The organism is Nostoc sp. (genome assembly GCF_036919895.1).
Lineage (GTDB): Bacteria > Cyanobacteriota > Cyanobacteriia > Cyanobacteriales > Nostocaceae > Nostoc.
Map to the genome: position 1 here is coordinate 1 of NZ_JBALBW010000112.1, position 26,816 is coordinate 26,816.

Sequence of the window (26,816 nt, forward strand, 5' to 3'; positions counted from 1 at the left end):
ATCTGTGAGGCTGCTAGAGTATGGCATAACTGCTGGATACGACTTTTGCCGTCACTTTACTTCAACACAGTAAAAGATGTCAAATGGGTTCTATAGCTATAGGTCTAATTTTTCAGGCAGTAAACATTCGCGTTAACTGGTTTGGCGTAGCGTTTGGCGTGGCATTCGGCGTGGTGGGAGGTGTAGCGTTCGGCGTGGCGTTCGGCGTGGCGTTCGGTGTGGCGTTCGGTGTGGCGGGAGGTGTGGCAGGAGGCGTGGTGGGAGGTGTAGCGTTCGGCGTGGTGGGAAGCGTGGTGGGAGGCATGGCGTTCGGTGTGGCAGGAGGTGTGGCGGGAAGCGTTACGTTCGGCGTGGCGGGAGGCATGGCGTTCGGCGTGGACGGAGGTGTGGTGGGAGGCGTGGTGGGAGGTGTGGCGGTAGGCGTGGCGTTCGGCATAGCGGGAGGTGTGGTGGAAGGCATGGCGTTCGGCGTGGCAGGAGGTGTGGCAGGAGGCGTGGCGGTACTGCGTCCAGAAACCTGGCTGATTGGTTCAACTTTAAACTTGCGAACAATTCAAAACGGTAGCTGGCTACTCCCTCGCATTACTCCGCTTCCTATTCCTAATCTTGTCTGGTACTTGGAAAATTGGCTGCAAAATGATTGGGAAAAAGGTTTGGATAATAGTAATATATTGTTGGCATATACTCTACAATTTATTCCTGTTGTCCAAGCAGTCAATAGGGTACTTGCCAAAATGCCCTCAGAGCAAATTATTTGGCGTATATCTGGGCTATCAAAAAATCCCTTTGATTGGCAATTAGTATATTTAGTCTCAGCCTCCAGTCACTTAGATATTCCTGCCTGTGCTGCTGCCGGTTTCTGGTATCTGCATGAAAAAAAACCAGCACAAGCTGTAGAGGTTTTTACAAAAGTGCGTTCTCTACTTTACGGAGAGGAGATGGTTGTCCTTGCCCAAACTTTAACGCTGTTTTACGAAGCTAAAAAACCAGTCTCTATTGCTGCTATTGAAGTTTCTTCTTTTCCACAAGAACCGCTTTTGCGTCCAGATACCTGGAAATTTCTCACTAATCTGCGTCGAGTTGTTGAGGATGTTCAGTTTGTCGTTCATAGTGTATCACGTTTAGCCAGGTCTCTAGCTTTTAATAGAGCATTAGGCGAACTGACAAATATCATAAATCAAGCTCATACCTTGCCGCAAGCAGAGCAAGGGTTAATCATAGACATCGCTCAAACTTGGCAAAAAAGCCTTTTACAAATCGCTGGTGAAGTGGGAGAAATTTCCATCACCAAGCCTGTGGTTAATCCTTATATTGTAGGCGACCCCGTTCAAGGTCATCTCTTTGTTGGGCGAGAAGATGTCATTAGACAGTTAGAAGAACTCTGGCTGATGGGTAATCAACTCCAGTCTGTAGTTCTCTACGGTCACAGGCGCATGGGCAAAACTTCTATTCTGGTTAACGCTGCTAACTGTCTAGGCTCACAAATCCAGCTAGCTTATGTCAACTTGCTACGTTTGGGAGATAGTCCCCAAGGTGTAGGTGAGGTGTTAATGGCAATTTGTGATGAAATTTCTGAAACTGTGAAACTTTCACCACCATCTGACGCTGATTTACTAAATCTCCCTTACCGGACTTTTGAACGCTATTTAAAACAGGTGGAAGCACAGCTAGAAGGTGGGTTAATTATCGCCTTAGACGAATTCGAGAAAATTGAAGATTTGATTGAAGCGAAAAAAATCCCTATAGATTTCATGGGTTTTCTGCGCGGTTTGGTACAAATGAGTTCTAAAATCGCCTTTGCTTTTGCTGGTTTGCACACCTTGGAGGAGATGACGGCAGATTATTTTCAACCCTTCTTCGCCAGCGTTATTCTTATTCATGTCGGCTTTCAAGAACGTGCAGCTACCCGCAAAATTCTTGCTAACCCAGATAATGAAGACTTCCCACTCGACTACATCCCGGAAGCTTTAGATGAAATTTATGCTTTGACACATGGTCAACCATATTTAGTGCAACTGCTGGGTTTTCAGCTAGTGCGCCGCTACAATGACTTTGTTTTTGAGCAAGGGCGATCGCGTGACCCAGTTTTCACTGTAGAAGATGTGGAAGCAGTTATCAATGACCCTGAGTTTTTCAAGCGGGGACGCTACTACTTTGATGGGGTTTGGGGTCAGGCTGCGCGGGGTGCTGAGGGTCAACAGGCAATTGTACGAGTACTTGCACCTCACCTAGAAGGGCTAAATCTGGATGCCTTAGCTCAGTCTACAGGTATGAACGACGACGATTTACAGGAAGCGCTGAATACTCTGAAGCGTCATGATGTGGTTGAAGAAACTCAGGGAAGTTGGCGGATTATGGTAGAACTGTTTCGCCGTTGGGTTTTGCAGCAGTAGAGTAGAGCGATCGCAAAAGCTCATGCATGAGTAATGGATGGGAATGGTAACATTACCCTAGTAGCCCAAACACTTACAGTAAATCCTGTGCGTTCCTGGTTATCATTTATCTATTGTCATGCTTATGACTAAAACAACTAGGATTGTTGCCGCGAATTCTGTAAAAGTTAAAAGGCAAAAGCAGCCTGGACATTGGAAGAAGAACCCGTCGGCTCACTTTTTACGTTTGCCTTTATACTTCCTGATGGCTCTGCTATGTATCCTTGGTTCACCCGCGCTGGCAAGGGTTCCTAGTTCAATTAATTCCTCATTTCAACTACCAATTAATAGCCTTACGTCGCTAGCTGCGATCGCTGACCCTGACTCACTACTCCAGCAAGGCAAAGTTTTATACGATGCAGGAAACTTTGCCAAGGCAATAGAAATCTTACAACAGGCTGTCCAAGTATACAAGCAGCAAGGGGAAAGCATCAAGCTGGGAGTGACACTGAGTAATCTTTCCCTAGCTTACCAGCAACTTGGTGAATGGAGTCAGGCACAACAGGCAATTGCAGAGAGCTTGAATTTGCTCAAAGGACAGGATGAAAACCAAAATCTGCAAATATTTGCCCAAGCACTAGATATTCAAGGTCGTCTTCAACTGAGAATGGGACAGGCTGAGGAAGCTTTAGCAACTTGGCAGCGTACAGAAGAAATTTATCGGCAAGCAGATAATCAAAGCGGTGTGGTGCGATCGCTAATCAATCAAGCACAGGCGTGGCGAACCCAAGGATTTTACCCCCGCGCAATCAAAACACTCGATCGCGTCAGTCAGGTATTAAAATCTCAACCAGACTCTAGAGAAAAGACAGTGAGTTTGCGATCGCTCGGTGATACCCTTTTGGTAGCGGGCGATTTGAAAAAATCACGTCAGGCGTTAGAAGAAAGTCTGATGATTGCTCAACATCTGCACTCAAGCGCTGATATTGCCGCCAGTCTGTTCAGTCTGGGGAATCATGCCCGTCAACAACAGAATAAGCTACAGGCGATCGCTTATTATCAACAAACCGTTGCAGCATCTCCCCCACCCTTAATAAAAGTTCAAGCACAACTCAATCACCTCAGTCTACTCATTGAAGATAAACAATGGGCACAACTGCAAAGTCTCTTGCCGTTGATTGAATCACAACTCAAGCAACTCCCCCCTAGCCGCGCTAGTATTTATGCTCTCGTCAACTTTTCACAAAGTATGGCGAAAGTCAAGAGTGGAGTACTGCAAGCATCGAGCCAAAACTATTACTTGGGACTCAGCACTCACGAGTCAGCAGTATTACTTGCCACCGCCATCCAGAAATCTCGCAGTTTAGGTGACAAGCGGGCAGAAGCCTACGCACTGAAGAGTTTAGGCAGCTTGTACGAAGAAACTGGACAATGGTCAGAAGCGCAAGACCTTACCCGGCAAGGGTTAGCTTTGGCACAGAGCAGCAATGCACCAGAAGTTACCTATACATTGGAGTGGCAGTTAGGTAGATTGCTGCGGGTACAAAAAGATATTAAGGGTGCGATCGCAGCGTATGATGCTGCTGTGGAAACTCTCCAGTCTCTCCGCAAAGATTTAGTAGTCAATAAAGATGTAGTAAACCAGGATCTGCAATTCAACTTCCGGGACAGTGTAGAACCCGTCTACCGAGAGTCAGTAGAGTTACTGCTGAAATCTCAAGAAGGAAAATCAGATCAAAAAATATTGGAGAAAGCCCGCCAACGGATTGAAGCACTCCAACTAGCAGAATTGGATGACTTCTTCCGGGAAGCTTGCCTACAAGATAAGAAAGTAGCCCTCGATCGGGTAGTAGACAAAGATAATCCCACGGCTGTCATCCTTTATCCGATTATTCTTGAAAACGAACTCCAGGTAATTGTCAAAATTCCCAAACAACCCCTCCAAAGCTACACTACTCCCATTTCTCGCACAGCAGTAGAGGAACTGTTATTAGACCTGCGAAAAAATCTTGTCAATCCCACCGCTACCAAACTCGTCCAAACCCAGGCACATCAAGTTTACAACTGGCTGCTTCAACCCATTGAATCACAATTGCAAAAAAGTAAAGTAGATACCCTAGTGTTTGTCCTAGATGGCCCCTTACGCAATTTACCAATGGCAGCCCTCTATGATGGTGAGAAATATTTAGTAGAGAAATACGCAATTGCTCTGAGTGTGGGGCTGCAACTCCTCGACCCGAAACCATTAGTAAAACAGCAGCTAAGAGCGCTAACCGCAGGATTAACTCAGCCGCCACCAGGTTTTTCAAAGTTTGCACCGTTGCTTGCAATCAAATCTGAATTTAACGGCATTACCAAAGCAGGAGTCTCAACAACTAGCCTAATAGATGGAGATTTTAAGAAGAAGAATTTAGAAAGTCAAATTAGTGGCGCTTCATTCAACATAGTGCATTTAGCAACCCACGGTCAGTTTAGTTCCCGCCTTGAAGACACTTTTATTTTGGATTTTGATGGTCAGATTAATGTTAAAGATTTTGATACTCTCTTTCGCAGTCACGGAAAAACCATAGTAGAGCTATTAGTTTTGAGTGCTTGCCAAACAGCAGCAGGAGACACCCGTGCAGCACTCGGTCTAGCAGGAGCAGCTGTACGAGCCGGCGCACGCAGTACCATAGCTTCCCTGTGGCAGATTGATGATGAATCGACGGCAATGTTTGTTGGTGCTTTCTATCAAGAACTCAAGACTGGCAAAATCTCCAAAGCCGAAGCTGTCCACCGGGCCCAACTAAAACTGCTAAAACATCCTAACTACAAAGCACCAAGCTTTTGGTCTGCCTATGTATTAATTGGCAACTGGTTGTAATTTCAAACAACCTCTAATTCTTATTTTGTGGCATAAATTTATTGAATGCAGATGATATGTACACAGCAGCATCGATCACTAGAAACTGACTTATGAGTAACTACACCTATCAGCTAGACGATTTCGCTTTAAAATTGCCGATTTCCCAATTAGCTCGCAGAACTGCCCAGGAATTTGCTAACCAACAGCCAAATTCTGAAAAAGCAGAGCAAGTTCGGCTGAATACGCTAGCTGTATGGGTGGTGAATGACTACTTGGAAATGATGGATATTCCTACAGAACTCCAAGCTGGTGACATTTGGAACCCCATTATGCGCCTCTGTGCAAATGTAGCTGACTTAGAAGTGCCCTCAGTTGGTCGTCTGGAATGTCGCCCCGTCCATCTGCATCAGCAGATGTGTTCCATTCCTCCAGAAACTTGGGAAGAACGGGTGGGTTATTTAGTAGTTCAATTTGATGAATCGCTCCAAGAAGCCAAGCTACTTGGTTTTATTCCTAGTGTCGCAACTGAAACATTGCCTTTAGAACAACTGCAACCATTAGAAGCCTTTATCGACCACCTGGATCAGCTGCGCCAATTCCCAGTTAGTTCACTCGTCAATTTAAGCCAGTGGTTTGCTGGTATATTTGAAGCAGGTTGGCAGACTATTGAATCCCTGTGGAATGTGCCGGAACTCAGACCAACTTATACCTTTCGCAGTACTGAAACTGTCGAACTCAATGCCCTCAATAGACCAGAACCAATTACTAAACGCGCAAAACTGATTGATTTGGGTATCCAAATTCTGAACCAACCTGTAATGTTGATTGTGGAAATCAGCCCCGAAAAGGATCAACAAACCAGTATTCATCTCCAATTGCACGCCACTGGGAATCAAATCTACCTACCGCCCGGAGTTCATCTTACTGTTCTAGATAGTTCGGGAGAAGTATTTCTAGACGCTCAATCGAGAAAATTAGACAACTACATTCAGTTGCAATTTCGTGGTGAACCTACAGAGCAATTTAGCGTTAGGGTAGCAATCAATGATACTAGCATTACCGAACATTTTAGAATTTGAAATATCTAGCTATCTTCCCTGTTTGTCGGTAATTTATTAAGTGGTTATTGGTTAATTAAAAATTACAAATTCAAGGCGGCTTTTGGAGATTTAAAAAAAAGTCTGTGAAGTCTTGTTTAGTTTGCGATCGGGTATTAGATAAAGGGCATGGTTTTGCACAGGGAGATAGCGACAGTCATGGGTAAGTTAGTAGTTCTGAAATTCGGAGAGGGTAGTTTTGAGCAAGGGTTTGCTGTCACCCTCCAAATTGGTGAAGAACACGAGCGGGCTACAACAGAAATTACGGGGAAGCTCCCTTCATTTCCCGAAATGCCGCTCTATTACAGTCATTGGCAATCTAGTTATCGGCAGATAGGCAATCGTTATCGCCTCCATGCAGACAAAATGCAGGTGACGAATGTATCGATGATTCAAGACTGCGAAAACACTTCCCATATCTTGCGGGCCCGCTTTAATACCTGGTTGCGAGCAGAAGAGTTTCGCCCCTTGAGAGAAAAATGGTTAGAAAGATTGTTGTCCACCGAAGAAGTGCGAGTGATTTTGCAAACAGAAAATAGCCAATTGCAGCTATTACCCTGGCATTTGTGGGACTTATTAGAACGCTACCCCAAGGCTGAAATCGCCCTTTCCTCACCATCTTACGATCGCATTCATAAGCCACGTACTTTAAATCCATTAGTCAATATTTTGGCAATTGTAGGCAATAGTCAGGGGATTGACACCCAGGCAGATCAAGCTCTACTGCAACAGTGTAGTAACGCAGATGTCAGTTTTTTGGTAGAACCACAACGTAAAGAGTTAACTGAGCAGCTTTGGGGAAAAAACTGGGATATTCTCTTTTTTGCAGGACACAGTTCTAGTAACAAAAATGGAGAAAGCGGACGAATTTACCTGAATAAAACTGATAGTCTGACCATTGGCGAATTAAAGTACGCTCTCAGGAAAGCCATTGAAAACGGTTTGCAACTAGCTATATTCAACTCCTGTGATGGATTGGGATTGGCACGAGAATTGGCTGATTTGCAAATCCCTCAGATGATTGTCATGCGCGAACCGGTTCCAGACCAGGTTGCGAAGGAATTCTTAAAGTATTTTCTCCAAGGCTTTGCTGGTGGCGAGTCTTTATATCAAGCGGTACGCCAAGCACGAGAACGATTGCAAGGACTTGAAGATCGATTTCCCTGTGCAACTTGGCTACCAATGATTTGCCAAAATCCAGCCCAGACACCACCCACTTGGGATAAATTATGGTCTACAACAAAACCTGAAGAGAAACCGAATTTAGCTTTGTCTACCAGTTTGTCTACCAGACGCAGATTAACGACAACCCTGTTATCCAGTTTGGCGATTACAGGCTTGGTTTTTGGGGTGAGATGGTTGGGTTGGCTAGAAAGTCTAGAAATTCCCATTTTTGACCAGATGATGCGATCGCGCCCAACAGAGGCCCTAGATTCGCGTCTGCTGGTAATCACAATTGACGATGGCGATCTGGCAATTCAAAGACAAAATAATGAGTCGTTAATTGGAGCTTCCATTTCCGAAAAATCTCTCAATAAAGTCTTGGCAAAACTGAATCAATACCATCCCCATGCGATCGGCTTGGATATTTACCGTGATTTTCCAGCCAAACAACCAGATTTAATTACTCGTCTTCAACAAACTCCGAACTTAGTTGGCGTATGTAAAGGAAGTGATAGCAGAGCAAATATCACAGGTATTAAGCCGCCACCAGAAATCCCCGAAATAAATCTGGGATTCAGTGACTTTATTCACGATCCTGATGGAGTTATCCGTCGCCATCTCCTGTTCATGAACCAGGAGCCGACATCGTTGTGTCCTGCTACCTTTGCATTCAGTCTACAACTAGCCTCCTTGTATCTCCGCCCTTCAGGAATTCAACCAAAGTTCACCCCTGAAGGGAATTTGCAACTCGGTAAAACTATTTTTCCGAGTCTGAAGTCTCGTTCTGGGGGCTATCACGAAATTGATGCTAATGGCGGTCAAATCTTACTTAACTACCGTTCTCCAAAACAGATAGCCCAACAGGTGAAGCTAACCCAATTTTTAGCTAGTCCAATTAACCCCAGTGCGATTAAAGACAAAATTATTTTGATTGGTGTGACAGCAAAAGGGGATTCTCAAGACACCTGGGCTACACCTTATGGCGCTCCTTTAGACGAGCAAATGCCAGGAGTGTTAGTACAAGCCCAGATGATTAGCCAGATCCTCAGTGCTGTGCAGGATGGGCGGCCGTTACTGCGGGTTTGGTCGCTGTGGTCTGAGGTGGTCTGGATTTGGGGTTGGTCTTTGCTAGGAGGAGTTTGGGCTTGGCAAAAGCTTTCCTTGCCTTGGTTGGCATTGGGAGTCAGTATTACCTCTGGTGTTCTTTATATAATCTGTTTTGGTCTGTTAATTTCGGGTGCTTGGGTACCATTTATCCCATCGATTTTATCGCTGGTAGCCACAGTTAGCCTGATGTCAGTTTATAATTCAGCAAAAAAAGTGCGGGTGGAAGTCCCTAAATAGGGAATGGGAAATAGATAAAGATTTTTTTGATTAAATTTTTGGATAACTAGCAGATAAATCTACAAGGCTTACATAGTTAAGGAAGGGTTTTTATGAAGTCAAATTCACAGCCGATAAAACTGTTTATATTAGTAGTTTTTAGCTGCACCAGTTTACTAGTTAGCCTGACTCCAGTAGTGGCGAAACCAACTCTTGTTTCTTCACCTAGCGCTCGCTCTGATGCTAAAACGATCCTTGCTCAAGCCACAACTTATAATCAACCCGTACTTCCACCCGGCCCCCCTCCTGGAGGTCGCATTCGTGGTGGAGCGAAGCGCAGCATTGGTGGATGTCCAATTACTAAACATGACCTGACTGCTTTAGTGTCCTTTACTAAGGAAGCTGACTCAGTAATCAATGTCTGGGGAAAGACAACGGTAGAACACCCAAGTTGGTTTTTCTATGTGCCATATACCAAAGACTTACCCTATGCAGTTGAATTTGTGCTGCAAGATCGGGACTCTAACGAGATTTATAAAAAAGCGATCGCTCTACCAGAAAAACCAGGAGTCATCGGTGTTTCTCTGCCTACCACTGCTCCTGCTTTGGAACTAAACAAACAATATCGCTGGTTTTTCACCATTAACTGTGACCAAGAAAAGAATTCTCCCCCGACTTATGTCGAAGGGGTAATAACAAGAGTCGAACTCAATCCCGCCATAGTCAAAGAGCTACAAACAACAGAACTTCAAAAGCGCTATGCTATTTATGCCCAAAACGGGATATGGTATGACGCACTGACCACACTGGCTCAACTGCGCCAGAAAAATCCTAAAGATGCAGCACTGCAAACAGAGTGGCACAATTTGCTCGGCAGCACGCATTTAGATGATATTGCAGCAGAACCAATTTTCTCTGATTGACACTCTCAGCCCTAAAGGAACTGACGCTCTACGCTTACCGGGTATTCCTGTAACCTTAGCTCAACTTTATCTATTTTTTAACAACAGGGTAAAATATATAACTCTTCAGAAGTATTGACATCTTCACCGTTTAAAGAGTCTATCTTGCATATTCTGAAAAAAAGTTATAAATTATTATGATATAGGGGAATAATCTGACCTCTTAGTGTCAAAAACTAATCCTGCTCAAGCAAATATACTGTAACCAGTTTTAACTTCACACAAACCCTAAACAGCACTGAAGATATATTTTTGTTTGGTAAAGCAAAGATTCTGGGCATGAAACAGAACAAGAAATAATCTAAAAATATATCTTGTGTGACTGTTTTGATAATCATATTACTACTTGCGGTGGAGAACAACTATAAATTCACCAAAAGAGGAATCGATTATAAACAAATTAACTAGCAATAAAACTGCATAAATGTCAGCAGTTTTATTACTTGTTAGTTGATTAATTTTCTCCAAATTATATTTGCTATTCAAAGAATCGTTTTTGTTATGCTGAGAATAGCAAAAATAAGAAATGAATCCGCATCTACCACAAATTCACAACCCGAATGGAGTTATTCTGGCGATGCACCCAAACGAATTGGAAACTACTGAAAATTTAAAAGAAGTGGAAGAAGCATGGCAAACGCTAGAAAAATCAGTTCTCTACTATCAAGGTCGCCCCGTTGGTACGGTAGCCGCTTATGATTCATCTGTAGAGGCACTCAATTATGACCAGTGCTTTGTTCGAGATTTTGTTTCTTCCGGTCTAATTTTTCTGATCAAAGGTAGAACAGATATTGTTCGTAATTTCTTAGAAGAAACCTTAAAGTTACAGCCTAAAGAAAAGGCATTAGATGCCTACAAGCCGGGACGAGGATTAATACCAGCTAGCTTCAAAGTTGTATTGGACAATGGACAAGAATATCTAGAAGCAGACTTTGGCGAACATGCGATCGCTAGAGTTACACCAGTAGATTCTTGTTTATGGTGGATTATTTTATTGCGTGCTTATGTAGTCGCTACAGAAGATTTTTCTTTGGCTTATCAACCTGAATTCCAAAATGGAATCAGGTTAATCATGGAAATCTGCTTGGCGAATCGTTTTGATATGTACCCAACGCTGTTGGTTCCAGATGGTGCTTGTATGATTGACCGTCGGATGGGCATTTATGGGCATCCTTTAGAACTGCAAGTTCTTTTTTACACGGCATTGCGTGCATCTCGTGAACTGCTAATTTGCCAAGGGAATTCTGATATTGTTGCAGCCATTGATAACCGATTGCCTCTTTTATGCGCTCATATTCGCCAGCATTATTGGATAGATATTAATCGCCTAAATGAAATTTATCGCTTCAAAGGTGAAGAATATGGCAAGGCTGCTGTTAATTTGTTCAACATATATGTAGATTCTGTTCCCTATTATGAATTAGATAAGTGGCTGCCCAAAAAAGGTGGTTATCTAGCCGGTAATGTTGGGCCGTCGCAGCTAGATACTCGCTTCTTTTCACTCGGAAACTTAATGGCAATCATTTCAGACTTAGCCACCGAAGAACAGTCACAAGCGATTATGACTCTCATTGAGGAACGATGGGATGATTTGGTGGGAGATATGCCGATGAAAATTTGTTTTCCAGCTTTAGAACATGAAGAATACAGAATTGTAACTGGATGTGACCCCAAAAATATCCCCTGGTCGTATCATAATGCTGGTAGCTGGCCAGTTTTAATGTGGATGTTGGCAGCTGCGGCTGTGAAAACTAACAAAATAAGTCTTGCACAAAAGGCTATTGAAACTGCCCAAGGACGACTCAGTACAGATGAATGGCCAGAATATTACGACGGTAAGAAAGGGCGATTGATTGGCAAACAAGCCAGAAAATATCAAACTTGGACAATTACTGGATTCTTATTGGCAAAAGAACTGATGGCAAACCCCACTTATTTACCATTAATCAGCTTTGGTAAATTACCAGCAGAACAGGTTTCGAGAGCATGTGAGCTTGAAATCGCTAGTTTAGACCCCTATATAACTCGATAGGGAAGTTAAAATAATTCGTAATTAAAGACACTTCCAGTTGCAATCCTGTTAAGTTAAGCCCAAAATCTTTGGTAGAGACGCGAAATTTCGCGTCTCTACAGGTCAAAAATCAGTACTAAAAATCCTTAACCCAAATTTTTTGGAACACTCTAAAGAGTTGGGAGTTAAAATACAAAAGCCTCTTGACTCCTGAATCTTGTTTCCATGACAAACCCCCGTCAACTAGCTTTTATCGCCCTGCGAGATGTTCATAAGGGGGCTTATGCTGATGTTGCTCTAGATAGAGTACTGCAAAAAGTTAATTTGCCTGATAACGATCGCCGCTTGGTGACAGAATTAATTTATGGCAGTGTTAGAAGGCAGCGCACTCTTGATACTCTCATCGATCAATTCGCCAAAAAGAAATCTCATCAACAACCACCAGACCTCCGCACCATCTTACATCTGGGCTTTTACCAACTCCGTTATCAAGAGCGTATTCCCGCCTCAGCTGCTGTTAATACCACAGTCCAACTAGCTAAAGAAAACGGTTTTTCTGGACTCACGGGTTTTGTTAACGGTCTATTACGCCAGTATCTTAGAAAAGCAGGGGGGGTAGGGGAGGCAGGGGAAGAAAACACTGTCTCATCTCTCCATACTGATCCGTTACAACTTCCAGAAAACCCAGTGGAACGCTTGGGTATTTTACACAGCTTTCCTGACTGGATTATTCAAGTTTGGTTAGAACAACTGGATTTTGAAGAGACAGAACAACTGTGTGAATGGATGAACCAATCACCAACAATTGACTTGCGTATCAACCCTCTTCGCACTTCCATCGATGAAGTTGAGGCGGCTTTGCAATCTGTTGGTATTTTGGTAAACCGGATTCCTCATTTACCCCAAGCTTTACGATTTATTGGTAATACTGGGTCAATTCAAAAACTACCTGGTTTTAAAGAAGGTTGGTGGACTATACAAGATAGTAGCGCCCAATTAGTAAGTCATTTGCTTGACCCCCAACCAGATGAGGTGATAATTGATGTCTGTGCTGCACCTGGGGGTAAAACAACCCACATCGCTGAGTTGATGGCAGATAAGGGAAAAATTTGGGCTTGCGATCGCACTTCCTCTCGTCTTCGCAAACTTCAAGAAAATTCTCAACGCCTAAATTTGCGATCTATTCAAATTTACACTGGCGACAGCCGCCACTTCAACCAATTTCAAAACACCGCAGATCGGGTATTACTTGATGCTCCATGTTCCGGTTTGGGAACCATGCACCGTCATGCTGATGCTCGTTGGCGACAGACACCAGAATCTGTCCTGGAACTTTCGGGGCTGCAAAAAGAATTATTAACACATACATCAACTTTTGTCAAACCTGGTGGTGTATTAGTGTATGCCACCTGTACATTGCATCCAGCAGAAAACGAAGAAGTGATTTCGGCATTTTTAGCTGAGTCACCTGATTGGCAAATTGAGTCTCCGGGGGGCTTTGAGTTACCTGAGTTTGTCCATAGCACGCCTCAAGGTTGGTTTAAAGTCTGGCCCCATCAACAAGACATGGATGGCTTTTTTATAGTTCGCTTAAGAAAAACCAATAATTCCGAATGAATACTGTTTAGGATTGTACGATTTGGTGGAGGTCTTAATCTACCAGAGGAGGCAGCAATGGTTAGCCCTTCCAATGTCAAAAACTTAGTTAAAATCCTGATTGGAGCCGCCTGGATTGATGGCAGAATCCAGCCGGAAGAACGGCAATATCTCCGCGAAATAGCCCAAGCAAAAGGTTTGGCTAACGATCCAGAAATTAAGCCTTGGCTGTACGAATTAGTTCCTGTACAGCCAAAAGAGTGCTATGAGTGGGTGCAGGAGTATTTAGGCGATCGCCCCAGTCTTGAAGATTGTGAAAATCTGATTGAAGCCATCAGTGGCTTAATTTATAGCGATGGGGAAGTTGCCGTCGAAGAAGCCAGACTCTTGACGGAATTGCAGGATATAGTGAAGCCGAATGATTCAACTCAACCGGCTCACACTAAACTTCTCAAACAAATTCAAAAGCTTTACCGCCGTTGGGTTGAAGTGCAAAACTAATCACAGTCAAAAGTCTCTAGTCTAATAACTAATGACAAATGACTAATAACTAAATTATGACTTCGGTTTACCCACACCCGGAGTTTCTTCTTTATCAACTTTCGGCACAAAATCAGGACGCTCTTTGCTTTCCCAACCTGCGGGGCGTTTTGAGTTGTACCAAGCTATTGAACCAATAGTTACAGCAGCAATAAAACCAACGACATATACCAAGGTAAAAGCTAAGGGAAAATGAGGAGCAGCATCTATGGCTGGTGCTGATGTTTGCATAAATACATGCATGAGTATTCTCTCCAAGGTTAGGTAACAGTATTTAACACACTATAAAATGAGCGTATCACCTAACATCCCTCTGGAGTTTAGTTTTGAGTCCTGAGTTCTGAGTCCTGAGTGAGGATTCAGCACTCAGCATGGGCTAAATGCCCCGCTACCGCTAACGGAACTCAGCCCTCAGAACTGTTTTGCCCAATACCCACTCTTCATTGCTGAGGTGGTCTAAGCCGATCCCGCCAGGATGGTTGTGGCGATGAAGAACCTGAAGAACCTGAACTATTGTCGGGAGAGGAAGATCGCCGAGTTCTTCCAGACGGGGAAGAATCAGATTCTACTCTTCTAGAGCGCCGCCGTTGAGTAGATGATTCTGAAGAAGAGTTACTGGAAGTTGATTCTTCGCTGCGATCGCGCCTTCTCCGTCTTGGGGTATAGTCGCTAGATTGCTCGTCTTTTTGAGAATAGCTTCTCCTGCTTCTACGTCTCCTCGATGAATCACTATCCTCAGAATTAGAATTTCTAGAACTTTCCTCTTCTGAGTCCTCATCAGCAGAAATAGAACGATTCAGCAATTGTTTCGGCTTGACTGCCTGGGCTTTAATAGTACCTTTACGACCTTCTAACTTGGGTCGTTTGGGAAATTTTTCTACAGGCATCCCCTCTACCGCTTTTTCCATAAATTCGTGCCAGGTGTAAGCGGCGCTACTACTGCTACCGTCTGTGGGGCGGTTATTATCGTTACCTAACCACACCCCTGTCACCATCTGGGGAATGTAGCCAATAAACCACAAATCGCGGGCTTCGTCGGAGGTGCCGGTCTTGCCGGCAACTTGTCTATTATCTAACTGAGCAGCACCACCAGTCCCGGCTTCTACGACATTGCGTAGCATCCAAGTCATGATGGCGGCACTATCAGCGTCAACGGCCCGTTGAGACTTGAAATTAGCTGACCAAATCACCTTGCCTTGGCGGTTGAGGATGCGAGTAATACCATGAGGCTCTGTGTGCAATCCAAGAGTAGCAAAACTACCATAAGCGCTGGTCAATTCTAGCAGATTCACTTCGTTGGAGCCGAGAGCTAAGGAATAGGTGGGCTTGAGTTCAGATTTTATCCCCATATCATGGGCAAGTTTAATCGTTGGGGCAAATCCCACATCAATCAATACCTTCACCGCAATAATATTAATAGAGCGGGTGAGGGCATCTCGCATGTTCATTGAACCGTGGAAGTTTTTACCATAGTTTTTTGGTTCATAACCATCTACTACAAGGGGTGCATCCTCATAGGTATCGTAGGGGCTTTTACCGCTAGCGATCGCAGTAGCATATACAAACCCTTTAAATGTCGATCCTGGCTGCCGTTGTGCCTGGGTTACACGATTAAACTGGTTTTTACCAAAGTCTTTTCCCCCAACCATTGCCTTAATTTCGCCATTCCGAGGGTCAATGGCCACCATTGCTGCTTGCTTAAAGTTCTCCCAGCGTCCTTGATTTCGCAGTGTTTTGGCGACTGCTTCTTCTCCTACCTTCTGCCAAGTCGGATTCAACGTAGTTTCCACTACTAGACCCCCACTTTTTAGCACATTAGAAGAAACGTATTTCGGCAATTCTTTTTGGATGTAGCTGGTAAAGTAGGGTGATTCTACTTGCACTCGCTTGGGGACACTGCTTTTGAGGGTTAGTGGCTCTTGGGCTGCTGCTTGTCTTTGCTCTGGTGTAATAACTCCATCCTCTTGCATCCGTTGCAATACCAGATTTCTTCGCCGGATTGCCGCTTCGGGATTCTTGTCTGGGGCGTATAAGCTAGGAGCAGGAGCTAATCCTGCAATCGTTGCCATTTCCGCAAGAGAAAGCTGATCTGGCGATTTACTAAAGTATACCCAGGCTGCATCTGCCACACCATAAGCTCCCGATCCCAAATAAACCAGATTCAGGTAACGCTCTAGAATTTGGTCTTTGGTTAGCTCATGCTCCATTTTTTGGGCGAGGCGGACTTCCTTGAGTTTGCGCCAGATTGTCTGTTCTTGTTTCAAAAAGAGAATCCGCGTTAACTGTTGGGTGATGGTGCTACCACCTTCTACCACACCTTGCGATCGCAAATTATTCAAACTCGCTCTGATAATCCCCTGCGGATCGACTCCATTGTGTTGTTTAAATCTTCTATCTTCTGAGGCGATGAAAGCTTTTTTTAAATTATCTGGTATTTGTTCTAGCTTTAACTGTTCTCTGGTCGCTTCACCTTGTTGTTGTAATATAGTTCCATCAGCAGCTTTGATTGTCAGTGTTTGCTCTCTCAAGACAGCATTCAACTCGGACTGATTTGGCAAAGTGCGGTCTATTAGACTGATGCCATAGATGAAGGCAACTATCCCACCACTTACACCTAAACCTGCCCAAAACCATAAGCGACGATAGAGTGGTTTACTGCCTGTTGCCTGATTGGTCTTCATCCTAGATGGTAAAATTTTCATTTTGCTCAGTAACTGCCTCGTCTGCGCCAGATGTGCTGGTGGTAAGCTCTCATTTGTTCCTCCTTGTCCAGAGTCACTCATATTAGTTGGTCTTCGCTTGAACCAGGAGGTAAGCTTCCCCACGTCAGTTCCTCGCTCAAAGTAGTAAATATCTAACCACCATCAATCAGCTTTGGGGTTATAGCACCACCATTGTGTTAGTATAATATCCTATAAATAATTAACTAAATTCACCATAAAATAATGTTTTTTAGATTTGGTTAATTTAATTTTGTAACAAATACTGCAATTTACCTAACTATTCGGAATACAAGTACATAGAAGTATCCACAAAGACATTCCGAAAATAGCTTACATCAGGAGAGGGCAATGCCTGGGTTGGACTACGCCTACACTCAGCCGAAAAGAAGCGCCGTCGCCCTTGGTAGTAATATCGGCGATTCCCAGACGCTTTTAGAAGCAGCTATCAAAACTTTAGCCCAAACCCCAGGAATTATTTTAGAAGCTAGATCGAATTGGTATCAAACCAAAGCTGTGGGGCCACCACAGCCAGATTATCTAAATGGCTGCATCATATTGCAGGTAGAGATGCTACCCCAGCAATTATTAGAAATTTTGTTAGGAATTGAACAACAATTTGGGCGTGTGCGTCAAGAACACTGGGGGCCGCGTACCCTGGATTTGGATTTGTTATTATATGATGACTTTATCCTGGATACACCAAATCTCCAAATTCCCCATCCACGAATGCGGGATCGGGCCTTTGTGTTAGTACCACTGGCAGAAATTGCCCCAGATTGGATAGAACCAGTTTCTGGGTGTGTTATTAAAGGACTGCTGAAAGAGGTAGACTGTTCTGATGTATATTTAATTGATGGGCAATTAAAATTACCATCCTTAAACACAGAAGAAGACTGATATCACCTCTGTACTTAACAGATAATCAGATTTTACTATGCCATTAGGTAGAGAATTACCACAACTACTAAGACAACGCTTGTTTCATAAAGGACGCAAGTTTGATTTTGAAGTCAATCGCTTGCGTTTGCCGAATAAATCGGAAGGGGAATGGGAATGTATTCGTCACCCTGGTGGCGCTCTAGCTGTACCAGTGACACCAGAAGGTAAACTTGTACTGGTGCGCCAGTATCGTTTTGCAATTCAGGGACGGATATTAGAATTTCCGGCAGGAACTTTGGAAGCAAAGGAAGAACCTTTGGAGACAATACAGCGCGAAATCGAAGAAGAAACTGGCTATACTGCCAAAAAATGGGACAAATTGGGCGAATTTTTCCTAGCGCCTGGTTATTCTGATGAAATTATCTATGCTTTTCTGGCGCGAGATTTAGAAAAGCTGGAGACACCACCAGCACAAGATGCAGACGAGGATATCGAAACCGTGTTTTTGACTCCCGAAGAATTAGAGAAAGCGATTCTGGAAGGAGAACCGGTAGATGCTAAATCAATTTCTAGCTTTTTTCTGGCGCGTCCATTTTTAGCTTAATACCCTTATGCTGCTAGAATTAGCAATTGCAGATGCTTACGGCGCAGGTTTTGAATATGCTGATGAGGCAATCGTTAACAACGATTTGAGTCGATACGTTCAACATCCCCGTTTTCGACTCATTCCTGGCTGCTACACCGATGACACCCAGATGAGCATTGCCATTGCCGAAGTGATTGTTGCTCAAGCAGCGTGGACACCAGAAGTTTTAGCCGATAGCTTTGTTAGAGCTTTTAAACGCGACGAGAGAGAAGGTTATTCTCGAAACTTCTACCATTTTCTGGGAGAAATTCAGGATGGGGATGAGTTTTTAACCAAAATTAACCCTGAGAGTGATAAAAGCGGGGGTGCAATGCGTGCAGCCCCCATTGGCATCTATTCGACACCAGAAAAAGTAATTGAGGCGGCAACAATTCAAGCGGCAATTACCCACAATACACCCGATGGAATCAATGCTGCCGTTGCCGCCGCCCTAATGTCGCATTACTTTATCTATCGACTGGGAGCAAAACAAAAATTAGGACAGTTTCTTAAAGGTTATGTATCTGGAGAGTGGAATAAACCTTGGGAAGGAAAAGTAAAATCCAAAGGCTGGATGAGTGTTAGGGCAGCAATTACTGCGGTGATGCGAAATGACAGTATGAGCCAACTTTTACAAGATTGTATCGCTTTTACTGGAGATGTAGATACAGTAGCTGCGATCGCACTGGCTGCTGGTTCTTGTAGCGAGGAAATCACACAAGACATTCCTCATCATCTAGTCACAGGGTTAGAAAATGGAACTTACGGTAGAGATTACCTTATCGAGTTGGATAAGCAGCTAATGCAGCTTAAATCAGTTCTCTAACTTTCTGTTGCTTGCATAACTTTACTATCAATCGGTAGTGATAAATCACGCGACCATTCATTCCATGAGCCAAAATAATTTCTGGCAGAAATTCCCGCCTCTTCAAGGGCTATCAATGTATTAGCAGCCCTTGAACCCTTAAAGCAGTAAACGTATACAATAGACTCTGAAGTAATACCTACAGACTGACAAATTTCGATAATTTCACTTGGCGAACGGAACGTGGGGATTTCCGATTCCGAATTCATCAGCCGATGCCATTCTAACCAGACTGAGTTAGGTATTCTACCTTTGCGAGGACAAAAATCAGGATGGTAGGGAGAAGAACTCAGTCCCAGCCATTCATTGCGATCGCGCACATCTAATTTTATAATTGCTGGATTGGTTACTGCTTGCAACATCTCGGCAGTAGTCACCATCATGTCAGCATTGGGATGCAATCTAAATATACTGCTTTCACGTAATAGTACTTCATCGGTAGTAGACAATCCTTCTGTCAGCCACGCTCTATATCCTCCCTGTAAAAAGATACCTGAGTACAACCCAAATACTTCAGTAAGAAAGCTGCTCGACAAGATTGACCATAACCTTTATTTAAAGCATCTTCATACACAATTAATCGTTCTACACCCGATATTCCCAGCTTGCTCATAATTTCTGCAAAATACTCTTGTAATTCCTTTAATCCTGTTGGGTTGGAATTCTCTAAAAGATAGGTGAAAAAATCTCTAATATTTATGGATGTAGGGATATGAGAAATAGCATAGTCTTCAGGAGTTCGCGTATCGATAATGACAGCCTGTGATGACTTTTCTGCTAACAGCGACGTGAGTTCTTGAGGAGAAATGAGGAGTTTTGTATTCACGCTTTCATGCTTCTGTTATCGTACCATTAGGCATTATCGCGCTCGGTAGATTTGCATTTTGGAATGAAAATCACAGAAGAATGAATATTGAATGTTACGAGAGAACTTTTGTGCATCCCTACAGATACTTATATTTTTTCAAAAATCAAATATGATTCATGTATAAATAATCGCTAGAAAAATTAAAACATAATTATTAGTTCTTAGTACTTGTATAATTACATAACTAATTGATGTTATCTAAGCATCTTTTGTATATTCCACTTTGTGTTTTTTAGTATAATTATTTTTTTCAATAGGTCAATGAATCTGTTACGAATCTCTGTTGATATGGGATATCTTAGTGATTACTATGTCAATCAATCCGGATCTCATTAACTTCTTCGGAAAATCTCTGTAAATAAATCCAACACTATCCTTACAGCACTACATGAAACTACGCTGGTTGTTACTGAGTTTTACAAGTATTCTTTTACTATCGTCCCCTGCAAAAGCGAATCCTAACACAAATCAAGTTGGCAATGTAAATGACTGGAGTGCAAATCAACCGGCTATTTCTGATTTACAACTCCCAAAACTGAAATTTATTCCTCCGGTTCCTCTGGGCGATTCTGTCAACCCTATAAATAATTCTAAATTCACTGGTGTAGTTCCTCTGGGACGCGAGATATCAGAACTAAAAACTCCTATTAAAGCATTAATGGCTCGCTATAGATTCCTTACTCCCGGAATCTTTTTTATGGACTTACAAACAGGGGATTATTTTAATTTTAACGGTGATAAAGCTTTTTCTGCTGCAAGCACAATTAAGTATCCAATTTTGATTGCTTTGTTTCAGGAAGTAGATGCAGGAAGAATCAAACTAGGTGAAACTTTGGTAATGCGACGGAAACATGTCACTGGTGGTTCTGGCGATATGCAATATCAACGAGTGGGAACTAAGCTGAGTCTCTTGCAAACTGCAACCAAGATGATGACGATTAGTGATAACACTGCTACAAATATGATTATCGATCGATTAGGTGGTGCATCTAAATTAAATCAAAAGTTTCGCACTTGGGGATTACGAAGTACTGTGATTCACAATATGCTTGGAGACTTTAAAGGAACTAATAAAACTAGTGCAAAAGACTTGGTACGACTGTCAGCCTTAGTTACAAATAATCAGTTAATTTCTGATACAAGTCAATCCCAAGTTTTGGGGATTATGATTCGTTGTCACAATAAAAGTTTGCTCCCATCTGGCTTAGGTTCTGGTGCAAATATTGCTCATAAAACAGGTACTCTCCGATTTGTATTAGGTGATGCGGGTATCATTGAAACGCCATCCGGTAAGCGTTATTTAGCAGGAATTTTCGTGCGTAGACCAAATAATGACATTAGGGCTAAGGATTTTATTCGTCAAGTTTCACGGGTAATGTATGGCTACTTCGATCAGCCAAAAATCAGTAATCTACCCTAATTATTTGTTAGACATGAAGCATAAATTCTAAATTTTGGCTTTTATAGAGAGGACTTACGGATCTGTCACAAGCAATGGCGCGGTTACGCCGCGCCGCACGCTAAAAAACTACGCGATAAACATGGAAATAGCAGGACGTTTTAGTTGCTGAACTAAATAATTTGATAACAATGCATGCTTAATTTTGATATATTATTTGACCAGTTCTGCGATCGCTTTTAAAATCTAAAATTAATTAATCTCCTTTTTGCACGATATCATCATCAATTGGTCGCTCCCGATTCACAGGGGGACTATTTGCTGTCCAATTATCATTAACTCTCGCAGATTCAGAAGTTATCACCAACTCAGTCTCTTTATTATGATTATTTCCCCATTCATCTAAAACATCTTTAATTAACACTTCTTGCAACCAAATCTTAGCGACAACAGTCAGAGGTAGCGCTAGAAATAATCCTAAAAAGCCAAAGAAAGTGACGAAAAATAGCTGGGCAATTAAGGTTATGGCGGGTAGCAATGAAACTTGATGCGCCATCACAACGGGCGTAATGAAATTGCTCTCAATCTGTTGAATGATAAAGTAGAGAATCAAAACAGCGATCGCTTTCCAAGGTTCATCTAAGAAGGCGATCGCCATTGCTGGGATTACACTCATCGTTGGGCCCAGGTTGGGAATTAAGTTAAAAAATCCCGCTAAAACCGCTAAAGCTAGTGCTGCCTTGACATGCAAAATTAATAAGCCAATAAAACTCATCACCCCCACCACACAGATGGCAATGAAAGCACCTGTAATCCATCCCTCCAAGGAGACTTCACATTGATCTAAAATCCCATCTACCCGTCGTCGATAAAATGAGGGGAAAAGCCGCACAAATACTTTCCGGTAAGCTAGGGGATCGGCTAACATCATTCCTGTTAAAACCAACACTAGCAAAATCTTGAGGACGACTTCCAAAGAGCCAGATACAAAGGCAAAAGAGTTTCCCAGCAAGCGATTGACGAAGGGTTGTACTTGTTGGATGAGGCTGTTGATATCTGGGATGTATGCAACTAACTGGTCAGGAATACGAGTTCTCAGGGCATCAAGCCAACTATTAAAGCGTCCAAACCCTTTAGGAACCTGATAGGTTAGTTCTTGAAACTGCTGGGCAAATGGCGGCACAATGAGCCAGAAAAAACCCACAACGCCTGCGAAAAAGATAGCTACTGCTAGGAGTACAGCGAATCCACGCTTCATTCCAAAGCGTTGAAAGCGTTTCGCTAGCCTATTTAAAGTCGTGGCTAGCACAACTGCGGCAAACATGAGCAAAAGCACTTCCCGAATTTGCCACAGGATGTATAAAGAAAGAAGTATGGCGATTAAGCCGATCCATTGACCGAGGTTCACAGGCTGACTCCCAACGGTTGGCGAGATGCAATTTTTTGGTAATTCAGCTAGATTAACTGATTTTAGTCACTTGTGCGTAGATGCTCCCAAGTTAATTTTGTTTCTGTGCTTGAAATCGCCACAGGAGCGCGATCGCAATAATCGCAATCGGCAACAATATTATAATCAGCGCGTTGGTTGCTGTCGCCGGAATTGATAGATTTGGCCCTGCATACTTAATTAATACCGATAACAAAGCCGAGAGTAAAAGCAGTTTCAGAACCAATCCTAGTTGATTTTCCATAAAAATATTTGTGCAGATATACGAATTTGGGCTGTATCGCCCAGTTTCTACAATAAACCTACACATACAATCTTTTGCAACTTTCTTGAGGAAATGCAATCGCTTTATTTACGTCAAACTCAGCCAACCAAAAATTTGTTCTACAGTCAATTCCAACTCAATACCCTCTAGGATGGGTAATTGATCGGTAGCTTCGTATAATTCCACTCGCTGTCCAGGAAAAATCCCCAGCACACTTTCGTCTTCAGGGTTGATTAACCAGCCGAGTTCAGTACCATTGCGCGAACAATGCAATAATTTACTTAACACTTTTTTTAACCTTTGGTCTGCGGAAAGAATCTCAATTGCCCAGTCGGGATGAATTTCAAAGCGATTTACAATTCTGCCAGATGGAGTTTTAGGAATTCTGTCCCAGCCAAATACAGACACATCAGGAACGATCGCAGCACCGCCAAAAATACACCGCAGTTCTGGGAAAGCGTAAGCAATTTTTTGACTTCTAGCTATGCCATTAATTGTTTCGCAAAGAGTAGTTTGGAGTAAACTATGTTCACCTTGAGGCATGGGTTTTTGAATGATTTCGCCGTTGATAAAGTCTGATGCTGGCTCAGTTTCTGGCAGTTTGAGGAACTCGTCTAAAGTTAGTTGGGGTTGAGTTGCGATCGCCATAAGCAAATAATATAGAGGAGATGGTTTTATTATGGGCGATCGCCAAGTGACAGATATTTTGGTACTAAGTGCGATCGCAAATTTTATCTTTCGTCTTTTATTTGGGCATAGCGATGCAACTCTAGCAGCACAATCACCACATTCACCCGCATTTCTCACAAGCTTTAAGCGAAGAAGTGGCAGAGGGGCACAGGAGCGGAGGAGCAGAGGGGAAAGAAATTGTACAATATCTCACCTCTGCTCCCTTGCTCCCCTGCTCCCCTGCTCCCCTGCTCCCCTGCACAAGCGCAGGCTTTGAGAGATGTGGTGAGAAATCCGGGATTCAGCCCTGTATAAACATCCACCTGTCGCAATCCCAAGTGGAGCATCTGGCGTGTGGGGTGCAATGACGGTGGGAATTATAACTAAATTATGCGAACTTGATATTATTTCAACTGCGTTGCCAAATTTTAATCGTCTTATCCAAACTCCCGCTAACCAACATCTCGCCGGAAGCTGTGAAAGCTAATGCTGTGACTATATTCCCATGACCTGTAAACGTACCTAGCAATTCCCCGGTTTGTAAATGCCATAATTTGATGGTTTTATCGGCACTACCACTGGCGATAATTTGTCCATCGGGACTTAGTGCGATCGCATATACTCTATCTCTATGTCCTTTCAGAGTATGCAATAATTCCCCAGTCTCCAATTGCCAAATTTTAATCGTTTGATCCCAGCTACCACTGACGAGTATTCTACCATCTGCACTAATCGCTAAGGAACGAACGATGTGAGAATGACCCATAAGGGTATGCAGTGGTTCTGCGTCCTTTAAACTTTTTATCCCCGTCTGGGGTAAAGTTCGCCAAACTTTGATTTTGCGATAGCTACCTGTAACTAAAGTTTCCCCGTCTCGACTCAAAACTAGGGAATGAGCAGCTGTATCATCTAGAGAAAGTGCGATCGCAACTTGACGCTGCATCAAATCCCAAAACAGAATTTTTCTGTCATCTCCACCAGTAGCCAACATTCTCCCATCTGGGGTAAAGGCAGCACACCGCACTACCCCATTATGTTTGTGTAAAATATCTATCAAGTCTAAAGCACCTACGTGCCAAAGCTTAATTGTGGAATCTGCACCACAACTCACTAAAGTCTGTCCATCTGAACTAAAAGCTAGGGAATTCACTTCATCCACCAGCCCAGATATCACCCAAGGATACTCTGATAATGTATCTATTAATTCACCCTTGCTTAAATCCCAGAGTTTCGTTTCTCCCCGACTACCACTTGCCAATATGGGTAAGGCTTTACCATTCTTACACCCAGAACTGAAAGCTAGGCAATTAATTCCTCTGTTGTGTCCTTGCAAAGTTTGCCAGCATTCCCAGTCACCAACTACCTCCTTAAGGCAATGCTCTGATGGTAAAGTCTGTATTGTATCTGCGATCGCTATCTCATTAATTACTGGCGACGTGTCTTTTTTACCAACAAGTGATTCTAAATACCAACTCAGCCCCCCGGCATATAACAAGTTACTCGGATTAATGTAGAGTTTTGTTTCAGTAATTTCAATTTGATTAGCAGGTAAAAAGCCTGTGATTATACTCTGTCTTTCGTATCCTAACTGACCTGTAGATGGATAAAACAAACAGAGAAAAATTAATACTTGGTGATTTTTTAAATCTTCTTGAGTAACCGACCACTTAATTTTGTCTTTCTTAATACCATTAAAACTTTCTCCATCAGCAACATAAACTTGAACACTTAGCTGAGGATTATCTTTTAATACATAAGAAAATTTGCTTTCGCCACACAAATTTCCTTCATCATCTAAAACCATATTTTGCAAAGTATCTTGTGATACCTTTTTTACCAATTTTCCCAAACGTTCAGTTATCACCCCATCAACGATTAATTCCCGCAAAAGATAATCTTGGGCTTGTTGCTGGAAGTATTTGGGAAAAGGTATCGTCCAGTCGGGAGGCTCAGGATATTCAGGCGGTATCGGCGGCGGATTTTTGGCGAGAACTTCTGCTTGTTGGCGAGAAAGTTCTTGGAGTCTAGCCAATGGCTCGCCCCAAAAAGCCATAATTTCAGTGTGACAACCTTTGACTTGACTTTCCAATAAAGATAAGTCGTAAGTTTTAGGTTTCTTCACACGTTGAAGGAAGTCAGTTTGTTGAGCTTTAAGCAAGCTAATCCAATCCATCTGCATTCCTGCGGCAAACTATTGCATACCTACGGTAAGCTATACCAATGCAATTACTCAAGTTTATAACCTTAGTTAATTAAAAATTCAGTAATGTTAGTAGTCTAATAAAACACAACCATCGGGAGATGTTTTCGGGAAAGATAAAGATGGATAGCACTTAGACGTTTCATAAACTGATGCAGTTGAAGTATATAGAATTAAATGATGTCAGTCAATTCTAACGGAGATGGATAACAAGATACTGTTTCTAAGGAAACACTTCTAGCTGCAAAGTAAAGTTTAATATGAGAGGCATTTTAAAGGTTGCGGCAACGTTAAGTCAACAAATACCTCCACTAGACTGACTTAGTAACGGTGTTTTTCGGGGAGATTATCTTAAATTGGCGTAAATGGTAAAGTTCGGCTAATTTTAACCTTTGCGTTTTGGTTGTCTGGGGATAGTACTTACATCAGAAGAGTCGCCAAAAGTATCTCTTGCCTCAATCTGTTTAATTTTCATTTGCAAGTTCAAGTCATCACTGCTAACAATTGTTTCTAAATTCGCTAATCTCCGCTCTAACAGTTCTATTTGCTGCTGTTGCAAATAGTTAGTTTTTGATTCTTGCTCATCAGAACGCCAAACAGCAACTGTACCAACAGCTGCGCCACCAATAGCAACTAATGGGAGAATCGCACCGCTTCTAGTAACGGCTGACAGTGGGACGCAAACTCCGAGAATGGCGACTGTAATGACCCAGATTCTGGTGGTGGCAGATAATCTGACATCTTGGTATTGTTCTAGATTTGTTTGAGATTTCTTAGCCATAAGTCTATCCAAAGAAAAGTTATTTGCTAGATTCGCACAATTGCTTACCAAAATACTTCCTACAATGGGGTTAAGTATAATTGCTCTACGAAAGTTCAGCAATTCTCATTATGAGGATAATTATCGTTATCATTAAAAACTATGCAAAATTTCCAGTTTTAGATATGGTTTTTGTATCTCTTTAA

The 26,816-nt window shown here is 42.7% G+C and carries 19 protein-coding genes and 1 pseudogene; 12 read left to right on the forward strand and 8 right to left on the reverse strand.

What is annotated here, in order from left to right:
• Window positions 1-83: 83 nt before the first annotated feature.
• The 8 genes from V7K55_RS22545 to V7K55_RS22580 all read left to right on the forward strand — a co-directional run bounded on the left by V7K55_RS22545 (window position 84) and on the right by V7K55_RS22580 (window position 13,871).
• Complete coding sequence (locus V7K55_RS22545) at window positions 84-2,393, forward strand: AAA family ATPase (protein WP_334834879.1); 2,310 nt, start codon at window positions 84-86, stop codon at window positions 2,391-2,393.
• 118 nt (window positions 2,394-2,511) lie between these two features.
• Complete coding sequence (locus V7K55_RS22550) at window positions 2,512-5,235, forward strand: CHAT domain-containing protein (RefSeq protein ID WP_334834880.1); 2,724 nt, start codon at window positions 2,512-2,514, stop codon at window positions 5,233-5,235.
• Between the two features lie 92 nt (window positions 5,236-5,327).
• On the forward strand, window positions 5,328-6,296 hold the full coding sequence (locus V7K55_RS22555; protein WP_334834881.1) for a DUF1822 family protein: 969 nt from the start codon (window positions 5,328-5,330) through the stop codon (window positions 6,294-6,296).
• 177 nt (window positions 6,297-6,473) lie between these two features.
• Window positions 6,474-8,822: a CHASE2 domain-containing protein gene (locus V7K55_RS22560; RefSeq protein ID WP_334834898.1), complete on the forward strand. Its 2,349-nt coding sequence runs from the start codon at window positions 6,474-6,476 to the stop codon at window positions 8,820-8,822.
• Between the two features lie 92 nt (window positions 8,823-8,914).
• The gene (locus V7K55_RS22565; protein ID WP_334834882.1) at window positions 8,915-9,724 is read left to right on the forward strand and encodes a DUF928 domain-containing protein; all 810 of its coding nucleotides are present in this window, start codon (window positions 8,915-8,917) and stop codon (window positions 9,722-9,724) included.
• Window positions 9,725-10,340: 616 nt separating this feature from the next.
• Window positions 10,341-11,795 (forward strand): glycoside hydrolase 100 family protein, encoded by a 1,455-nt coding sequence (locus V7K55_RS22570; protein WP_334834900.1) that lies wholly within the window; start codon window positions 10,341-10,343, stop codon window positions 11,793-11,795.
• A 204-nt stretch (window positions 11,796-11,999) separates the two neighbouring features.
• Entirely contained in the window at window positions 12,000-13,391 is a 1,392-nt protein-coding gene (locus V7K55_RS22575) for a 16S rRNA (cytosine(967)-C(5))-methyltransferase (protein WP_334834883.1), read from the forward strand.
• A gap of 57 nt (window positions 13,392-13,448) precedes the next feature.
• The gene (locus V7K55_RS22580) at window positions 13,449-13,871 is read left to right on the forward strand and encodes a tellurite resistance TerB family protein (RefSeq protein WP_334834884.1); all 423 of its coding nucleotides are present in this window, start codon (window positions 13,449-13,451) and stop codon (window positions 13,869-13,871) included.
• A gap of 54 nt (window positions 13,872-13,925) precedes the next feature.
• Here the strand turns inward: V7K55_RS22580 and psb35 are convergent, their stop codons facing one another.
• Window positions 13,926-14,153: a photosystem II assembly protein Psb35 gene (psb35, locus tag V7K55_RS22585; protein WP_334834885.1), complete on the reverse strand. Its 228-nt coding sequence runs from the start codon at window positions 14,151-14,153 to the stop codon at window positions 13,926-13,928.
• A gap of 197 nt (window positions 14,154-14,350) precedes the next feature.
• Window positions 14,351-16,693 carry a transglycosylase domain-containing protein gene (locus V7K55_RS22590; RefSeq protein WP_334834886.1) on the reverse strand — a complete coding sequence of 781 codons (2,343 nt, stop codon included), beginning with the start codon at window positions 16,691-16,693 and terminating at the stop codon, window positions 14,351-14,353.
• A 288-nt stretch (window positions 16,694-16,981) separates the two neighbouring features.
• Between V7K55_RS22590 and folK the strand changes: the two genes are divergently transcribed.
• The 3 genes from folK to V7K55_RS22605 are packed head-to-tail and all read left to right on the forward strand — an operon-like array spanning window position 16,982 to window position 18,963.
• Window positions 16,982-17,530: a 2-amino-4-hydroxy-6-hydroxymethyldihydropteridine diphosphokinase gene (gene folK / locus V7K55_RS22595; protein WP_334834887.1), complete on the forward strand. Its 549-nt coding sequence runs from the start codon at window positions 16,982-16,984 to the stop codon at window positions 17,528-17,530.
• Between the two features lie 37 nt (window positions 17,531-17,567).
• Entirely contained in the window at window positions 17,568-18,116 is a 549-nt protein-coding gene (locus V7K55_RS22600; RefSeq protein ID WP_334834889.1) for an NUDIX hydrolase, read from the forward strand.
• 7 nt (window positions 18,117-18,123) lie between these two features.
• Window positions 18,124-18,963 carry an ADP-ribosylglycohydrolase family protein gene (locus V7K55_RS22605; protein ID WP_334834891.1) on the forward strand — a complete coding sequence of 280 codons (840 nt, stop codon included), beginning with the start codon at window positions 18,124-18,126 and terminating at the stop codon, window positions 18,961-18,963.
• Here V7K55_RS22605 and V7K55_RS22610 read toward each other — a convergent pair.
• Window positions 18,960-19,828: pseudogene (locus V7K55_RS22610) on the reverse strand (sulfurtransferase). The gene V7K55_RS22605 and the pseudogene V7K55_RS22610 overlap by 4 nt on opposite strands.
• 430 nt (window positions 19,829-20,258) lie before the next feature.
• On the opposite strand from V7K55_RS22610, the gene V7K55_RS22615 reads away from it, so the two are divergent.
• Complete coding sequence (locus V7K55_RS22615) at window positions 20,259-21,290, forward strand: serine hydrolase (protein WP_334834892.1); 1,032 nt, start codon at window positions 20,259-20,261, stop codon at window positions 21,288-21,290.
• Between the two features lie 235 nt (window positions 21,291-21,525).
• Here the strand turns inward: V7K55_RS22615 and V7K55_RS22620 are convergent, their stop codons facing one another.
• The 5 genes from V7K55_RS22620 to V7K55_RS22640 all read right to left on the reverse strand — a co-directional run bounded on the left by V7K55_RS22620 (window position 21,526) and on the right by V7K55_RS22640 (window position 26,631).
• Window positions 21,526-22,677, reverse strand: coding sequence for an AI-2E family transporter (locus V7K55_RS22620; RefSeq protein ID WP_334834893.1), 1,152 nt, complete (start codon window positions 22,675-22,677; stop codon window positions 21,526-21,528).
• 91 nt (window positions 22,678-22,768) lie between these two features.
• Complete coding sequence (locus V7K55_RS22625) at window positions 22,769-22,960, reverse strand: hypothetical protein (RefSeq protein WP_334834894.1); 192 nt, start codon at window positions 22,958-22,960, stop codon at window positions 22,769-22,771.
• 108 nt (window positions 22,961-23,068) lie between these two features.
• Complete coding sequence (locus V7K55_RS22630; RefSeq protein WP_334834902.1) at window positions 23,069-23,629, reverse strand: Uma2 family endonuclease; 561 nt, start codon at window positions 23,627-23,629, stop codon at window positions 23,069-23,071.
• A 430-nt stretch (window positions 23,630-24,059) separates the two neighbouring features.
• Window positions 24,060-25,829, reverse strand: coding sequence for a WD40 repeat domain-containing protein (locus tag V7K55_RS22635; protein ID WP_334834895.1), 1,770 nt, complete (start codon window positions 25,827-25,829; stop codon window positions 24,060-24,062).
• A gap of 406 nt (window positions 25,830-26,235) precedes the next feature.
• Window positions 26,236-26,631, reverse strand: a complete 396-nt coding sequence (locus V7K55_RS22640) for a hypothetical protein (protein ID WP_334834896.1) — start codon at window positions 26,629-26,631, stop codon at window positions 26,236-26,238.
• Between the last annotated feature and the right edge of the window lie 185 nt (window positions 26,632-26,816).

Bases quoted from the DNA above. Each gene is read 5' to 3' on its own strand.
- V7K55_RS22545 (WP_334834879.1), top strand. From the start codon at position 84: ATGGGTTCTATAGCTATAGGTCTAATTTTTCAGGCAGTAAACATTCGC.
- V7K55_RS22550 (WP_334834880.1), top strand. From the start codon at position 2,512: ATGCTTATGACTAAAACAACTAGGATTGTTGCCGCGAATTCTGTAAAA.
- V7K55_RS22555 (WP_334834881.1), top strand. From the start codon at position 5,328: ATGAGTAACTACACCTATCAGCTAGACGATTTCGCTTTAAAATTGCCG.
- V7K55_RS22560 (WP_334834898.1), top strand. From the start codon at position 6,474: ATGGGTAAGTTAGTAGTTCTGAAATTCGGAGAGGGTAGTTTTGAGCAA.
- V7K55_RS22565 (WP_334834882.1), top strand. From the start codon at position 8,915: ATGAAGTCAAATTCACAGCCGATAAAACTGTTTATATTAGTAGTTTTT.
- V7K55_RS22570 (WP_334834900.1), top strand. From the start codon at position 10,341: ATGCACCCAAACGAATTGGAAACTACTGAAAATTTAAAAGAAGTGGAA.
- V7K55_RS22575 (WP_334834883.1), top strand. From the start codon at position 12,000: ATGACAAACCCCCGTCAACTAGCTTTTATCGCCCTGCGAGATGTTCAT.
- V7K55_RS22580 (WP_334834884.1), top strand. From the start codon at position 13,449: ATGGTTAGCCCTTCCAATGTCAAAAACTTAGTTAAAATCCTGATTGGA.
- psb35 (WP_334834885.1), bottom strand. From the start codon at position 14,153: ATGCATGTATTTATGCAAACATCAGCACCAGCCATAGATGCTGCTCCT.
- V7K55_RS22590 (WP_334834886.1), bottom strand. From the start codon at position 16,693: ATGAGTGACTCTGGACAAGGAGGAACAAATGAGAGCTTACCACCAGCA.
- folK (WP_334834887.1), top strand. From the start codon at position 16,982: ATGCCTGGGTTGGACTACGCCTACACTCAGCCGAAAAGAAGCGCCGTC.
- V7K55_RS22600 (WP_334834889.1), top strand. From the start codon at position 17,568: ATGCCATTAGGTAGAGAATTACCACAACTACTAAGACAACGCTTGTTT.
- V7K55_RS22605 (WP_334834891.1), top strand. From the start codon at position 18,124: ATGCTGCTAGAATTAGCAATTGCAGATGCTTACGGCGCAGGTTTTGAA.
- V7K55_RS22615 (WP_334834892.1), top strand. From the start codon at position 20,259: ATGAAACTACGCTGGTTGTTACTGAGTTTTACAAGTATTCTTTTACTA.
- V7K55_RS22625 (WP_334834894.1), bottom strand. From the start codon at position 22,960: ATGGAAAATCAACTAGGATTGGTTCTGAAACTGCTTTTACTCTCGGCT.
- V7K55_RS22630 (WP_334834902.1), bottom strand. From the start codon at position 23,629: ATGGCGATCGCAACTCAACCCCAACTAACTTTAGACGAGTTCCTCAAA.
- V7K55_RS22635 (WP_334834895.1), bottom strand. From the start codon at position 25,829: ATGCAGATGGATTGGATTAGCTTGCTTAAAGCTCAACAAACTGACTTC.
- V7K55_RS22640 (WP_334834896.1), bottom strand. From the start codon at position 26,631: ATGGCTAAGAAATCTCAAACAAATCTAGAACAATACCAAGATGTCAGA.